Here is a 14,385-nt window from a genome sequence, read left to right as displayed (position 1 = left end):
CAAACTTACCGCTCCCTTACACGTGCTGGCGGGCGGAAACGAACAGATCCTGCACCAGACTGCGCACCTGGACGTCAATTTCCAGGACCAGAGTCATTCTGTCACCGGACATATCACGACTTATGTGATCCTTGGAAGAGATAGTGGGCAATTGAGCCCGCATCATGGCAGTTTCGACATAATCGGCGATTTGTAAAAATCCGATGCGGCGGTCCAGAAAGGCCTGGACGCAAATCTCGTTGGCGGCGTTGAAAACCGTCGTCATCCCCTCCCCGGCCTCCAGCGCCTGGCGCGCCAGGCGCAACATCGGGAAAGCGTTTTCGTCGGGTGCCGAAAAGCTGAGATTGGCCAGCTTGACCAGGTCCAGGCGCGGTGCCTGCCACACGACGCGGTCAGGCCAGCCTAAGCAGTAGCTGATCGGAACGCGCATGTCCGGCGGGCCCAGTTGCGCCAGACTGGAGCCGTCGCGGTATTCGACCAGGCTGTGGACCACGGACTGCGGATGGATGACGACATCGATCTTGTCGCCCGGCATATCGAAAAGATAGGCCGCTTCGATCAGCTCCAGGCCCTTGTTCGCCAAGGTCGCCGAATCGATGGTAATCTTCGCGCCCATCGACCAGTTGGGATGTTTCAGCGCCTGCTCGACCGTCACCTGAGCGAGTTCGGCGCGTGTGCGGCCAAAAAATGGCCCGCCCGAAGCGGTCAGGATCAGCCGGGAGATCTTGTCCTTCTGCGTGGCATCCAGGACCTGAAAGATGGCATTGTGCTCGGAATCAACCGGCAGAACCCGGCCGCCATGAGCCTCGACCCGGTCGATCAGGGCGCGGCCGCAGCAGACCAGACTTTCCTTGTTGGCCAGCGCGAGTGTTGCACCGGTGGCAGCCGCGGCCCAGGTCGGCTTCAGCCCGGCGATGCCGACAATAGCCGCCATCACCAGATCGGTCTTGCGACCGGCTGCGGCACAAACGGCGTCCTCCCCGCAGGCAATGTCCAGTCCGCTGCCGGCCAGGCGGTCGCGGAAGGCCGGCCATTGCGACGGATCGGCCAGGACGGTGACGGCGGGCCGGTATTTCAGCGCCTGTTCAGCCAGAAGGTCGACGTTACGGCCGCCGATCAGGGCTTCGATGGCGAAGTCGCCACCGGCTTCGTCGAGCAGGCGCAAGGTCGAAACCCCGATGGACCCGGTCGAACCCAGAATGGAAATACGCCGTGTCATCAGATTTCGGTACCTAGAAGAACAAGCAGTCTTATACCGCCCAGGGCCACAATGGCAAACATCAGGCCGTCGACCCGGTCCATCAGGCCGCCATGCCCAGGGATAAGGCTGCCGGCATCCTTGACTCCGAAACGGCGCTTCAAGGCCGATTCCCACAGATCGCCGGCCATCGTTGCCAGGGAAACCACGACACCGACGACAATCGGCGAGATGTTGTGCTTGAACAGGTGGGTCAGGTCGTTCAAGGCCGCGGCGGTGAGCATACCGGCAATCATCCCGCCGGCAAAGCCCGACCAGGTCTTGTTGGGACTGTAACGCCGCCACAGCTTGGGACCGCCGACCAGCTTCCCCGTGACATAGGCAGCGCTGTCCGAAGCCCAGGCGATGAGGAAGGCGAACATCACCCAGGCCAGGCCATTATTGGCATCCTCGCGCAGCCACATGATAATGATGGCGGGAAAACCGACATAGAGGACACCATAGGCCGCATCCATCCAGCCGGCGCCCAGGCGATAGCCATAAAGGCCGGTGCACAGGGCGCCAAACAGCAAGATCAGGAACGACAGGACGGGATGGCCGAGATAACCGGTAAAGACGGCGGCAAGGGCGGAGATGGTCAGGGCCGCTGCCAGGCGGGCGCCGGCATTGGGCGAGGCCATCAGGCCCCATTCGATGCACAACAAGGCGACACCGACACTGATCAGGGTCAGAAACCATGCCCCGCCCAACCACAAAATGCCCAAGACCAGCGGGATCAGGACAAAAGCCGAGGCCACACGCACCAGCAGTTCGCGGCCGCGCTTACCCATAAACGGTTTTTTGGCGGGGGTTTCAGGCGGGCTGGGCGGCATGTCCCGGATCCACGGCGCCAAAGCGGCGGTTACGCCGGGCAAAGATGTCCAGCGCCTGTTTCAGCGCGTCGTGCCCATAATCCGGCCAGAGAATGTCCTGAAAAACGAACTCGGCATAGGCGGCTTCCCACAGCAGGAAGTTCGAAAGACGGTGCTCGCCCGATGTCCGGATCAGCAGATCCAGCGGCGGCAAACCGTGGGTCGACAAGCTGTTGGCGAAGATGTCCGCGGTAATGGATTCGGGGGTAATCGCCCCATCCCTTGCGCTTTGGGCCAAACGTCGCGCCGCTTCGACAATGTCGGCCTGGGCGCCGTAGTTCAGCGCGACCTGCAGGAAAAAGCGGGAATTGTGCTTGGTTTGCTCGTGGGCGTCGGCGACCATACCGACGATATCCCTGGGCAAACCGTCCTCCTGGCCGATGATGCGGACGCAGACACCTTCGCGGCGCAGGCGGGCGAGATCGGCTTTTATAAAGGCCCGCAGAAGGCCCATCAGGTCGCTGACCTCGGCCTCGGGCCGACGCCAGTTCTCGGTCGAAAAGGCGAAGACCGTCATATGCGTGACGCCCAGGTCGACGGCCGCAGTGATGGTCCGTTTCAGCGCATCGACACCCGCCTTATGGCCTATGGTGCGGATCTGGCCGCGTTCCTTCGCCCAGCGGCCGTTGCCGTCCATGATGATGGCAACGTGAAACGGCGTCGCCGGGAGATCATCCGGGCGGGTCGGTTCACGCGCATCCATCGGGCCTAACGGCATCATCTTACTGTCGATTCTACATCTCAAGGGTTCAGGAATCCCTAAACCTGCATGATCTCGGCTTCCTTGGCCTTCAGAACCTCATCGATACGCTTGATGGCGGAGTCGGTGAAGCCCTGGATCTCGGTGCCGCCCTTCTTTTCTTCATCTTCGCTGATATCGGAGGCCTTCTCGGCCTTCTTCAGGTCGTCCATCGCTTCGCGGCGGACATTGCGCACGGCGACGCGCTGGGTTTCGGCATATTTGCCGGCGATCTTGACCAGTTCCTTGCGCCGCTCCTCGGTCAGGGGCGGGATCGGGATGCGCAGGGTCTGACCATCGGTGATCGGGTTCAGGCCCAGACCGGCATTGCGGATGGCCTTTTCCACCGAGACGGTCAGGCCGCGGTCCCAGACGCTGACGCTGATCATGCGGGCTTCGGGGACGCTGACAGCGGCGCAGGCGTTCAGCGGCATGGTCGAGCCGTAGGCATCGACGACCACCTGATCCAGCAACGACGCCGAGGCGCGGCCGGTGCGCAGACCGGAATAGTCTTCTTTCAGCGCCACGACCGCCTTGTCCATGCGGTCCTTGTAGCGGTTGAGATCGGGCTTTGCCATGAGGGATCCCTTCTTTAGTTGGTAATGACGGTATGGGTGCCGCGGCCGTGGATCACCTCGTTCAGGGCGCCCGGCGTACGGATGGAGAAGACGACGATGGGGATAGCGTTCTCGCGCATCAGCGACACGGCGGAGGCGTCCATCACCTTCAGGTCGCGCGACAGGACTTCGAGATAGTTGAGCTTTTCGTAGCGTTCGGCCGACGGATCCTTCTTGGGGTCGGCGGTATAGACGCCGTCGACCGAGGTCCCCTTGAACAACGCATCGCAGGTCATTTCGGCGGCGCGCAGGGCGGCCGCTGTGTCGGTGGTGAAATAGGGTGCGCCCGTGCCGGCGGCGAAGATCACCACCCGTCCTTTTTCAAGATGGCGGATGGCGCGGCGGCGCACGAAGGGTTCGCACACGGCGTTCATCTGAATCGCCGACTGGACGCGGGTGTCGATGCCCTGCTTTTCAAGGGCGTTCTGCATGGCCAGGGCGTTCATCACCGTGGCCAGCATGCCCATATAGTCAGCGCTGGAGCGTTCCATGCCGACGGCGGCCTTGGACAGGCCGCGGAAGATGTTGCCGCCGCCGATCACGAGGCAAAGCTCGACCCCCAGGCGCGCCACCTCGGCGACTTCCTCGGCCACAGCCTGCACGGTCTTCATGTCGATGCCGAAGCCCTGGTCGCCCATCAGAACTTCGCCGGAGATCTTGAGCAGGATGCGTTTGTATTTGAGCTCCGCCGTCGCGGTCATGATACTCTCCGGTGAATCAAGTTGGCCAATGAATCGGCCTGGATGGCGCGCCCCGTGCCGGGTTTAGCGCTTTGTGTCTGCAAAGAAAAGGGCGCGAACGTTGCGAACGTCCGCGCCCCTTCATTTTCGTGGCAATCGGCGATTACGCCGCGCCACCGGTCATGGCGGCGACTTCGGCGGCGAAGTCGTCCTGCTTCTTCTCGACGCCTTCACCCAGGGCCAGACGGGTGAACGCCGTCAGAGTCACAGGGGTACCGAGTTGCTTCGCGGTGTCGGCGACCAGTTGTTCGATGGTCTGATCCGGGTTCATAACGAAGGCTTGCTTGGTCAGCACGACTTCTTCGAAGAACTTGCGGATACGGCCCTCGACCATCTTTTCGACGACCTGAGCCGGCTTGCCCGACGCCAGGGCCTGCTCGGTGAAGATCGCCTTTTCGCGTTCGATGGCGGCCGGGTCCAGGTCGTCCGTGCTCAGCGACTGCGGCTGAGTAGCCGCAACGTGCATGGCGATCTTGCGGCCGATATCGTTCAGCACGGCGGTATCGCCGGCCGATTCCAGGGCGACGAGGACGCCGATACGGCCGAGGTCCGGCGCGACAGCGTTGTGGATGTATGAAGCGACAACGCCCTGCGACACGCTCAGCTTGGCGAAGCGGCGGACCATCATGTTTTCACCGATGGTGGCGATCAGATGCGTGATCTGGTCTTCGACCGAAGCGTGAACCTCTTCCGCCGAGTTAGCCGACAGGCCGGCCTGGCCTGCTGCGCGGGCCAGGGCCTGGAATAGATCGTTACGGGCAACGAAGTCGGTTTCGGCGTTGACTTCGACGGCTGCGGCGGTCGTGCCGCTGGTGGCGATGACGACCAGGCCTTCAGCCGCAATGCGGTCAGCCTTCTTGGCGGCCTTGGACAGGCCCTTGGCGCGCAGCCAGTCCAGGGACGCTTCGATGTCGCCGTCGTTCTCCGACAGGGCCTTCTTGCAGTCCATCATGCCCACGCCGGACTTTTCGCGCAGTTCCTTTACCAGGGCAGCAGTGATCTCAGCCATGGAAATCCTCCAGAATCAGTAAGTGTGAGTCGCCGCTGCTTTAGCTGCGACAGGTGTAGATTTAACGACAGCCCAAGATCGTCCGATCTCAGGCTGCCGCGGAAACGATCGGCCGATTTTCCGCCGGCCGCCTGTAAGGGAAGCCTTAGGCCTCGGCCGACGTGTCTGCCGGGGTTTCTTCAGCAACCGGGGCCGGTGCAGCCAGAGCCGGCTCGACCGGAGCAATTGCGGCGCCCAGGTCAACGCCCGAGGCCACCTGGCCAGCCGCCAGGCCATCCAGAACGGCGTCGGCGATCAGGTCGCAGTACAGTTGCAGGGCACGGGCAGCGTCGTCGTTCCCCGGAACCGGGTAGGTGATGCCGTCCGGATCCGAGTTGGAGTCGAGGATGCCGATGACCGGAATGTTCAGCTTGCGGGCTTCCTGGATGGCGATAGATTCTTTGTTGGTATCGATCACGAACATCAGGTCGGGGATACCGCCCATGTCCTTGATGCCGCCCAGCGACAGTTCCAGCTTTTCGCGTTCGCGGGTCAGGGTCAGCAGTTCCTTCTTGGAACGGCCAGCCGGGTTGCTGTCCAGAACGTTTTCCAGTTCACGCAGGCGCGCGATCGAGCCCGAAATGGTGCGCCAGTTGGTGAGCGTGCCGCCCAGCCAGCGGTGGTTGACATAATATTGCGCCGAACGCTTGGCAGCGACAGCAACCGGGCCTTGCGCCTGGCGCTTGGTGCCGACGAACAGGACGCGGCCACCGGCGGCGGCGACTTCGCGCGCCTTCAGAAGGGCCTGATGGAACAGCGGCAGGGTTTGCGACAGGTCGATGATGTGGATGTTCGAGCGGGCGCCGAACAGGTAACGTTCCATCTTCGGGTTCCAGCGGTGGGTCTGGTGGCCGAAGTGGGCGCCGGCTTCCAGCAGCAGGCGCATCGAGATTTCTGGCATAGCCATAGGTAGAGTATCCTTCTTCCGATAATCCTCCGCAGACAGAAAAGCCCGTCCAGCCCATGCCGGATGAAAGCCTCGGAACGCAATCGCCAAAGGGAGATGGCGCGCGTCTGCGTGTGAGATGGCGTGCACCTATTCACAAATTCGGAAAAAATCAAGCCTCCGCCTGAAGAAAATAGGCGCTTCTGTTACTAGACATCCTCAAAGTAGAGAACGCCGGGCATGGCTTTCAGGCGCCCGCGCATGTGGGCGTCCAGGCTGTAGCGGTGCGGCAGGTCGAACTCGATCTGCCCCTGCCCTGCCAGGTCGCTCAGCAAACTGATCTTGCCACCATTGGGAAGCTTTGAGGCTTCCAACTGGGCGCGCAGGACGGCCAGGTCGATCACCTGAGCCGACACGTGTAGTTTCAGACCGAGGTCATCGGTCTTGATGCTGGTCGCCATGGGGCCGGCCTCGTCGCCGAAGAAGCGGACCTCGCCCTCCTTGCCCTTGGCGCGGACCTTGAGCACGATCGAGGCACCCGGCTCCAGTTGATCGCGGCAACGGCGCAGCGATTCCGGCGGGAACAGGACTTCGTATTCGCCGCTGGGATCGGACAGGGTGACAAAGGCGAACTTTTCGCCCGAACCAGCGGCGGCGCGTTCCTGGCGCCGGCGAACGATGCCGGCCATACGGAAGGCGTCATGACCTTCCAGGGCCAGGCTCATGGCTTCGGCGTACAGGGTGATCTTGCGGCGCTTGAACACATCCAGCATATCCTGCAGCGGGTGGCCCGACAGATAGAAGCCGATGGCCGCCAGTTCCTCGTCCAGTCGCTCCGGCCCAGCCGACGCGGCGACCTTGGGCAGGCGCGGCCGTGACGCGTCTGTCGAACCGAACAGGCTGACCTGGGAAGAGGCGCGTTCCGCCGCCACGCTTTGGGCATAGGCGATCAGCATGTCGGCAGCCGCGACGATCTGGGCGCGATTGGGATGTATGGAGTCGAAAGCACCAGCCTTGGCCAGGTTTTCGATGGCCCGCCGGTTGACTGCCTTGGGGTCGATGCGTTCCAGGAAGTCGAACAGATCGGTAAACTTACCACCTTCCTCGCGCGCCTGGACGACGCTCTGCATGGCTTCGAAACCGACATTGCGGATGGCGCCCAAAGCATAGAGCAGTTCGCCGTTCTCGACGTCGAAATCGGCCATGGAACGGTTAATGTCGGGTGGAACGATCGGAACACCGAACCGCCGGGCGTCCTGGTAAAAGACGGCCAGCTTATCAGTGTTGGCAATATCGAGGCTGAACGACGCTGCGAAGAACTCGACCGGGTGATTGGCCTTGAGGTAACCGGTCTGATACGAGATGAAGGCGTAGGCGGCGGCGTGTGACTTGTTGAAACCGTACCCGGCGAACTTGTTCACCAGTTCAAAGATGAAGTCGGACTGCGCTTCCGGAACGCCCTTCTCCTTGGCGCCGGTCATGAAACGAACCTTCTGCAGGTCCATTTCTTCCTTCTTCTTTTTACCCATGGCGCGGCGCAGCAGGTCGGCTTCACCGAGGCTGTAACCTGACAGGACCTGGGCGATCTGCATCACCTGTTCCTGATAGATAATGACGCCGTAGGTCTCCTTCAGCACCGGTTCCAGGCTTGGATGGAGCATATCGATCTCCATCCGGCCGAACTTGCGGTCGACATAGGTGTCGATATTGTCGATCGGGCCTGGACGATAGAGCGAGATCAACGCGGTGATTTCTTCCAGCGACGAACAGCGCAACTTACGCAAGGTGTCGCGCATGCCCTGGCTTTCCAGCTGGAACACGCCGATTGACTGGCCCGATGCAAGTAATTCGTAGGTTGCCGTATCATCCAGGGGCAGGATCGAGAAGTTGATGTCGACACCGCGCTTCTTGAGATAGCGCTCAGCGCGGTCCAGCACGGTCAGGGTCTTCAGGCCCAGAAAGTCGAACTTGACGAGGCCGGCGCTCTCGACCCACTTCATGTTGAACTGCGTGGCCGGAATGTCGGAACGCGGATCGCGGTAGAGCGGCACCAGTTCGGTCAGCGGGCGGTCGCCGATGACGATGCCGGCAGCATGGGTCGAGGCGTTGCGGTACAGGCCTTCCAGTTTCAGCGCCGTATCGAGCAGGTTTTTGACCTGCTCATCGTCGTCGCGCGCTTCGCGCAGCCGGGGCTCAATTTCGATGGCCTGGGCCAGGGTGGTCGGGTTGGCTGGATTGTTCGGCACCATTTTACACAGGCGGTCGACCTGGCCCAGTGGCAGTTGCATCACCCGGCCGACGTCGCGGAGCACGGCGCGGGCCTGGAGCGTTCCGAAGGTGATGATCTGGGCCACCCGGTCCCGCCCGTACTTGTGCTGAACGTAGGAAATCACTTCTTCCCGGCGTTCCTGGCAGAAGTCGATATCGAAGTCGGGCATCGACACCCGCTCCGGATTGAGGAAGCGTTCGAACAGCAGGCCAAAGCGCAGGGGATCCAGGTCGGTGATCGTCAGCGCCCAGGCAACCAGCGAACCAGCGCCGGAGCCCCGCCCCGGTCCGACCGGCACGCCGTGCGACTTTCCCCACTTGATGAAGTCCGAAACAATCAGGAAGTAACCCGGAAAACCCATCTTCTGGATGACACCGATCTCGCGTTCCAGGCGCGCCCAGTAGTCTTCTTCCGGACAAGCCAGCTTGACCTGCTTGAGGCGCATTTTCAGGCCTTCTCGGGCCTGCCAGGCCAATTCCTCGTCTTCGTTGCGGCCGGCGCCGGTGTCAAAGCGCGGCAGGATCGGGTCGCGTTTGTTAACCAAAAAAGCGCAGCGGCGGGCGATTTCGATGGTGTTGTCACACGCTTCGGTCAGATCGGCGAACAGTTCGCGCATGGCGGCGGCCGGCTTGAACCAATGGTCCTTCGTAACCCGACGGCGGTCTTCGATGCCCATAAAGGTGCTGTCGGAGATGCACAGCAGGGCTTCGTGGGCACGATACATGTCGGCACCGGCAAAATAGGCGTCGTTGGTGGCGACCAGCGGGACATCGTTCTGGTAGGCAAACTCGACCAGGCCGGCTTCGGTCGCGCTGCCCTTGGGGCGCCCCTCATGGCGTTGCAATTCAATGTAGAAGCGGTCACCGAAGACATCGAGCATGGATTTCAACGCGGCCTTGCCTTCGTCCGGGCGGTTCTGACGAAACAGAACGTCGACCGGGCCGTCATAGCTGCCCGAGAGCAACAGCAGGCCTTCGTTGTGCGCCGTCACCTGATCCCAGGTGACGTGCGGTTCGTCCATATTGTCAGAATCGACATAGGCGATGGACGACAATTTGGTGAGGTTGAGCCAACCTTGCTCGTTCTGGCACAGCACAACGAAAGTCGGTATACGCGCCCACTTTTCCGTCGGGGTGCCGCCGATTCCCTTGACCGGCAGAGCGCAGCCGACAATGGGCTGAACCCCGGAATCCTTGCAGGATTGAGAAAACTCTAAGCCGCCATAAAGATTGCAGCGGTCGGTGATGGCCACAGCCGGCATGCCATTTTTATGGGCCAGCTTGCCCATATCATAGGCCTTGATCGCCCCTTCGAGAAGCGAATAGGCCGAGCGCACACGCAAATGAATGAAATCTTCCCTCACGGTTCACGCTCCTGACCTGACTTTACCAGTCACCGCGCAATTCAATTCCAAAACGGGCCCGCCCATGCGGTGGCGTCTACTTTTGGATTGCGCTCGCCGGCTGGCAGCGACTCAGGCGGCCAGCGACATCAGATGACACATGACAACGACAAAACCCGCAACTGCGGCGAAAGACAACACGTTATGAACTGCGCCAACCATTTGTCCACATCCTGTGACAACGTTATTCCCGATTTGTTCTATATTCCCCATTTGTTCTCACCGCAACAAGAATCTGTTCACAACGGGAACAAACCATATACATTGTTGATAAGATTATATATTCCACGGTCGAGACAAACCACCCGTCCGATTGATTTCCGCGTCAAACATGCTATCAATGCTATCTAACATAAGGCTTGATATCATGGCAGCCGTAACGATACGCAACCTTCCCGACGAAACCCACCGGGCTCTGAAGATCCGTGCAGCCACCAATGGCCGCAGTACAGAAGCTGAAATTCGCGCCATTCTGGAAGCGGCGGCTCACCCGCAGGAACGTCTGCGCCTTGGGACAGCGCTTCATGACCTCACACGCCGTATCGGATTGACGGACGACGAGGTTGCCACCATAGCGCAGCGCCGCGATGGCAATCCCGCGGAACCGATGAGGTTAGAGTGATCATTCTCGACACCAACGTCGTTTCCGAGTTGATGAAGTCAGCGCCGGATCCGCAGGTACATAGATGGCTCGATCAGCAGGCTGCCGAGTCGATATACCTGTCCAGCGTCACGGTCGCGGAGTTGCTATTTGGTATTGGGGCTTTGCCCGACGGTAAGCGGAAGGCTCAGCTTGCCGGCATGTTGGAAGCCATGCTCGGTTTGTTCCTGGACCGGGTTCTTCCCTTCGATACCGAAGCGGCGAGGCAATACGCCGACCTGGCCGTAAGGGCTCGGCTTGCTGGAAGAGGTTTGCCGACACCCGATGGTTACATCGCCGCGATCGCAGCATCCAAAGGCTTTATGGTTGCCACGCGCGATACCTCGCCGTTCGCAGCCGCGGGTGTGCGTTTTATCGATCCGTGGCAAGTGCCCCGTTAACCTGTCACAACTGACCTCATGCGGCCATCAATGGCTAGGCCGCCGCGGCTGAATGCGCCGACGCCGCCCACCACGCGACGTGCGCGCAAGGATTATGCCGTCTCGGGCTTTATCTCGACCAACTTGCCGTCTTCGAGGCGGACAACGCGGTCCATATGAGTTGCGAGTTGCAAGTTATGCGTCGCAATCAAGGCCCCAACCCCTTGCGCCTTGATGATCGCCTTCAAGGCTTCGAACACCTGCTGCGACGTCGCCGGGTCGAGATTGCCCGTCGGCTCATCCGCCAGAAGCAGGCAAGGACGATTGGCCAGGGCGCGCGCCACAGCGACGCGCTGCTGCTCTCCGCCCGACAATTGTGCCGGCAGGTGCTCCAGACGCTCAGCAAGGCCAAGCGCCGTCAGCAATTCCGTCGCGCGGGCATCCGCGTCTTTCTGCGGACGGCCAATAAGCCGCTGCGGCAGGGCGACATTGCCGAGGGCGGTGTATTCCGGCAGCAGATGGTGGAACTGATAGACAAACCCGATCTTGTGCAGGCGCGCCTGGGTGCGCGCTGCGTCATTGGCTTTGGCGAAGTCGCCGCCATCGATTAGAAGTTCGTCCACCACGGCCTGGCTGGTTGCCCTCCTGCCCTTCTTCGGCTCCTCGGCAATGGCTTCGAGCAGGCCAACGGCGTGCAACAGCGACGATTTCCCAGAGCCGGAGGGACCGATGAGGCCGACCAGTTCCCCCGGCATGACGGCCAGGTCGACGCCCTTGAGCACAGTCAGCTTGCGACCGTCGCCTACATCGTATTCGCGGTGCAGCCCCTTTAGGCTGAGAACAGGCTTACTCATAGCGCAGGGCCTCCACCGGTTCGAGTTTGGACGCCCACAGCGCCGGGAACAGGGTCGACAGACAGGAAGCCAGCAGCGAGGCCACGGCCACGAAAAGCACTTCCGATAGCTCCATCTTGGCCGGCACAAAGTCGAGGTAGTAGACGTTGGAATCGAAGACCCTGACCTTGAAAATGAACTCTATGGCCATCTGAATTTGCCGAATGAAGGTACAGAACAGCACGCCCAACACCAGGCCCATCGCCGTGCCGGCTCCGCCGATCATCACACCTGTTAGGAAGAAGACTCGGGTTATGGACGCTCGCCCTGCCCCCATGGTGCGCAGGATGGCGACATCACGCGCCTTGTTCTTCACCAGCATGACCACACCGGAAATGATGTTCATGGTGGCGATGATGACGATAAAGAAGAGGATGAACCGCATGGCGGCGCGTTCGATCTTCAACGCGCTCCACGTTGCCGCATTCTGGATCGTCCAGTCCTCGAACAATCCTCCCTCGCCCACCGCCTTGACGATGGCGTCGCGGTATTTCTGGACTTCGTACGGCTTTTCGACCTTGATTTCGAGCGCATCCCATTCGTCCTCGCGATCGAAGAACAACTGGGCCTGCTGAATCGGCATATAGACGAAGGACTGGTCAATCTGGCTGACGCCGCTATGGAACAGCCCACCGACAATGTAGGTCTTGCGCAACGGCGTCGAACCGAAGGATGTCGAGCGTCCCGGCGAGATCAGGGTGATTTCGTCGCCGGGGATGACATTGACCGTCCGGGCCAGGCCGTCGCCGATGAGTACAACATCACCGCCATAGTCACCGACGCCGAACTGATCCATGGATCCGCCCTTGGCGATGGTGCCCGCGATGATTGGGGTGTTTTTCAGGTCTTCAGGTACCACGCCGCGCATAATGCCGCCGCCGGTGCGTCCGTTGCCGGCCTGAATCAGGCCCGGCGAGTCGATAAAGGGCGTCACGCTGGTCACACCAGGGGCGGCCTTCAGCCGTGCGACCATGTCGTCACGGTGAGCAAAATCGTCGATGGTCCGGCCATAGACATAGCCATGGCCGCCGAAGGCCAGGACCCGGCTCATCAGTTCTTCGCGAAAGCCGTTCATGATGGACAGCACGCTGATAAGCGCTGTCACCGCCAGCATGATGCCGACAAAGGAGATGATGGCGATGACAGCAATGCCGCCGTCCTTGCGCTTGGTGCGCAGGTACTTCAACGACAGGTCGAATTCCCACGCCCGAAAGCGGAACAGCGACAGCAGATTCATGCGTCAATCTTCTTTGGACCCGTGATGAGTTGGTTGAGGACGTCGTCGAACAGCGCCGTCTGGCGTTCGCCGGTGGCGCGTTGCTTAAGCTCGACCTTGCCTTCGGCCAGTCCCTTGGGGCCGATGATCAACTGCCACGGGATACCGATAAGGTCCATGGAGGCGAACTTGGCACCGGGTCGTTCGTCGGTGTCGTTATACAGCACATCGCGGCCAGCGGCCGTCAGGGCGGCATAGGCTTTTTCGCAGGCGGCGTCGCAGGCTTCGTCGCCCGGACGCAGGTTGATCACGGCAACGTCGAACGGCGCGACGCTCTCCGGCCAGATGATGCCGGCTTCGTCGTGCGAAGCTTCGATGATAGCGCCCAGCAGGCGCGACACGCCGACGCCGTAGGAGCCCATATGGACAGTGACTTCGCCGTCGGGACCGTTGACGGTGGCCTTCATCGGCTTGGAATATTTTTCGCCGAAATAGAAGATGTGGCCGACCTCGATGCCGCGCGCCGAAAGCTTCTTGTCTTCCGGGACTTCACCGAAGGCGGCTTCGTCGTGCATTTCCTCGGTCGCGGCGTACAGCGCCGTGCGCTGGTCGACTAGGCCCTGCAGGTCGTTCCAGTCGACGTCATGCCCCGGCGCCGGCATATCGACAAGGTCCTTATGGCAGAAGACGGCGCTTTCGCCGGTATCGGCCAGGATGATGAATTCGTGGCTGAGGTCGCCGCCGATCGGGCCGGTGTCGGCGCGCATCGGCACAGCCTTCAGGCCCATGCGTGAGAAGGTGTTGAGATAGGCGATGAACATCCGGTTGTAGGCCTTGCGGGCCGAGGCTTCATCGACGTCGAAGGAGTAGGCGTCCTTCATCAGGAATTCGCGGCCGCGCATGACGCCGAAGCGCGGGCGCTGTTCGTCGCGGAACTTCCACGAGATCTGATACAGGTTCAGCGGCAGGTCCTTGTACGACTTGACGCTGGCGCGGAAGACTTCGGTGACGGCTTCCTCGGCCGTGGGTCCGTACAGCAGGTCGCGGTCGTGGCGGTCCTTGATGCGCAGCATCTCCTGGCCGTAGTCCTCGTATCGGCCGGATTCACGCCACAGGTCGGCCAGTTGCAGGGTCGGCATCAGGAGCTGGATCGAGCCGGCGCGGGCCATTTCTTCCTCAACGATGCGTTCGACCTTGCGCAGGACTTTCAGGCCCAGCGGCAGCCAGGCGTAGATGCCGGCCGCCTGCTGGCGGATCATGCCGGTGCGCAGCATCAGGCGGTGCGAGACGATCTGGGCCTCGGCGGGGTTTTCCTTCAGGAGCGGCAGGAAGAAGCGCGACAGGCGCATGGGCAGGGAATCCGTATGTTATGAAAGTGGCCGCAACCTAGTTATAGCGGCCGCGTTTGACAATGACTGATATCGTTAGTCGACGCTGTTAAGAGAA

At 61.2% G+C, this 14,385-nt stretch carries 13 protein-coding genes; 2 read left to right on the top strand and 11 right to left on the bottom strand.

The window, feature by feature from the left end; genetic code table 11:
- Positions 1-16 precede the first annotated feature (16 nt).
- The 8 genes from dxr to dnaE form a co-directional block, all read right to left on the bottom strand.
- The gene (gene dxr, locus ABI_RS17145) at positions 17-1,219 is read right to left on the bottom strand and encodes a 1-deoxy-D-xylulose-5-phosphate reductoisomerase (RefSeq protein ID WP_006274312.1); all 1,203 of its coding nucleotides are present in this window, start codon (positions 1,217-1,219) and stop codon (positions 17-19) included.
- Positions 1,219-2,028: a phosphatidate cytidylyltransferase gene (locus ABI_RS17140; protein ID WP_006274311.1), complete on the bottom strand. Its 810-nt coding sequence runs from the start codon at positions 2,026-2,028 to the stop codon at positions 1,219-1,221. The genes dxr and ABI_RS17140 overlap by 1 nt, the downstream gene beginning before the upstream one ends.
- Positions 2,029-2,050: 22 nt before the next feature.
- Entirely contained in the window at positions 2,051-2,812 is a 762-nt protein-coding gene (uppS, locus tag ABI_RS17135; RefSeq protein WP_006274310.1) for a polyprenyl diphosphate synthase, read from the bottom strand.
- Between the two features lie 56 nt (positions 2,813-2,868).
- Positions 2,869-3,426, bottom strand: coding sequence for a ribosome recycling factor (gene frr / locus ABI_RS17130; protein ID WP_006274309.1), 558 nt, complete (start codon positions 3,424-3,426; stop codon positions 2,869-2,871).
- 14 nt (positions 3,427-3,440) lie between these two features.
- Positions 3,441-4,166, bottom strand: coding sequence for a UMP kinase (pyrH, locus tag ABI_RS17125; RefSeq protein ID WP_006274308.1), 726 nt, complete (start codon positions 4,164-4,166; stop codon positions 3,441-3,443).
- A 142-nt stretch (positions 4,167-4,308) separates the two neighbouring features.
- Positions 4,309-5,214, bottom strand: a complete 906-nt coding sequence (gene tsf, locus ABI_RS17120) for a translation elongation factor Ts (protein WP_006274307.1) — start codon at positions 5,212-5,214, stop codon at positions 4,309-4,311.
- A 145-nt stretch (positions 5,215-5,359) separates the two neighbouring features.
- Positions 5,360-6,160, bottom strand: coding sequence for a 30S ribosomal protein S2 (gene rpsB, locus ABI_RS17115; protein ID WP_006274306.1), 801 nt, complete (start codon positions 6,158-6,160; stop codon positions 5,360-5,362).
- 188 nt (positions 6,161-6,348) lie between these two features.
- The gene (dnaE, locus tag ABI_RS17110; protein WP_040309555.1) at positions 6,349-9,771 is read right to left on the bottom strand and encodes a DNA polymerase III subunit alpha; all 3,423 of its coding nucleotides are present in this window, start codon (positions 9,769-9,771) and stop codon (positions 6,349-6,351) included.
- Positions 9,772-10,177: 406 nt separating this feature from the next.
- On the opposite strand from dnaE, the gene ABI_RS17105 reads away from it, so the two are divergent.
- Both ABI_RS17105 and ABI_RS17100 read left to right on the top strand, forming a co-directional pair.
- Entirely contained in the window at positions 10,178-10,432 is a 255-nt protein-coding gene (locus ABI_RS17105; RefSeq protein WP_006274304.1) for a FitA-like ribbon-helix-helix domain-containing protein, read from the top strand.
- Positions 10,429-10,851, top strand: a complete 423-nt coding sequence (locus ABI_RS17100) for a type II toxin-antitoxin system VapC family toxin (protein WP_006274303.1) — start codon at positions 10,429-10,431, stop codon at positions 10,849-10,851. Before ABI_RS17105 ends, ABI_RS17100 begins: the two co-directional genes overlap by 4 nt.
- A gap of 92 nt (positions 10,852-10,943) precedes the next feature.
- On the opposite strand, the gene ABI_RS17095 is transcribed toward ABI_RS17100, so the two are convergent.
- The 3 genes from ABI_RS17095 to proS are packed head-to-tail and all read right to left on the bottom strand — an operon-like array spanning position 10,944 to position 14,288.
- Positions 10,944-11,684 (bottom strand): ABC transporter ATP-binding protein, encoded by a 741-nt coding sequence (locus ABI_RS17095; RefSeq protein WP_006274302.1) that lies wholly within the window; start codon positions 11,682-11,684, stop codon positions 10,944-10,946.
- On the bottom strand, positions 11,677-12,960 hold the full coding sequence (locus ABI_RS17090) for a lipoprotein-releasing ABC transporter permease subunit (RefSeq protein ID WP_006274301.1): 1,284 nt from the start codon (positions 12,958-12,960) through the stop codon (positions 11,677-11,679). Before ABI_RS17090 ends, ABI_RS17095 begins: the two co-directional genes overlap by 8 nt.
- The gene (proS, locus tag ABI_RS17085; RefSeq protein ID WP_006274300.1) at positions 12,957-14,288 is read right to left on the bottom strand and encodes a proline--tRNA ligase; all 1,332 of its coding nucleotides are present in this window, start codon (positions 14,286-14,288) and stop codon (positions 12,957-12,959) included. Before proS ends, ABI_RS17090 begins: the two co-directional genes overlap by 4 nt.
- Between the last annotated feature and the right edge of the window lie 97 nt (positions 14,289-14,385).

The sequence above is a fragment of the Asticcacaulis biprosthecium C19 genome (assembly GCF_000204015.1).
GTDB classification, from domain to species: domain Bacteria; phylum Pseudomonadota; class Alphaproteobacteria; order Caulobacterales; family Caulobacteraceae; genus Asticcacaulis; species Asticcacaulis biprosthecius.
The sequence above is the reverse complement of the archived record's forward strand: the minus strand, read 5'-3'. Positions and strand labels throughout refer to the sequence as shown.

What these genes read in the sequence shown, in the direction of transcription:
- ABI_RS17090 (WP_006274301.1), bottom strand. Translation starts at nt 12,960, where the DNA reads ATGAATCTGCTGTCGCTGTTCCGCTTTCGGGCGTGGGAATTCGACCTG.
- pyrH (WP_006274308.1), bottom strand. Translation starts at nt 4,166, where the DNA reads ATGACCGCGACGGCGGAGCTCAAATACAAACGCATCCTGCTCAAGATC.
- uppS (WP_006274310.1), bottom strand. Translation starts at nt 2,812, where the DNA reads ATGGATGCGCGTGAACCGACCCGCCCGGATGATCTCCCGGCGACGCCG.
- proS (WP_006274300.1), bottom strand. Translation starts at nt 14,288, where the DNA reads ATGCGCCTGTCGCGCTTCTTCCTGCCGCTCCTGAAGGAAAACCCCGCC.
- ABI_RS17105 (WP_006274304.1), top strand. Translation starts at nt 10,178, where the DNA reads ATGGCAGCCGTAACGATACGCAACCTTCCCGACGAAACCCACCGGGCT.
- ABI_RS17140 (WP_006274311.1), bottom strand. Translation starts at nt 2,028, where the DNA reads ATGGGTAAGCGCGGCCGCGAACTGCTGGTGCGTGTGGCCTCGGCTTTT.
- ABI_RS17095 (WP_006274302.1), bottom strand. Translation starts at nt 11,684, where the DNA reads ATGAGTAAGCCTGTTCTCAGCCTAAAGGGGCTGCACCGCGAATACGAT.
- frr (WP_006274309.1), bottom strand. Translation starts at nt 3,426, where the DNA reads ATGGCAAAGCCCGATCTCAACCGCTACAAGGACCGCATGGACAAGGCG.
- rpsB (WP_006274306.1), bottom strand. Translation starts at nt 6,160, where the DNA reads ATGGCTATGCCAGAAATCTCGATGCGCCTGCTGCTGGAAGCCGGCGCC.
- tsf (WP_006274307.1), bottom strand. Translation starts at nt 5,214, where the DNA reads ATGGCTGAGATCACTGCTGCCCTGGTAAAGGAACTGCGCGAAAAGTCC.
- dxr (WP_006274312.1), bottom strand. Translation starts at nt 1,219, where the DNA reads ATGACACGGCGTATTTCCATTCTGGGTTCGACCGGGTCCATCGGGGTT.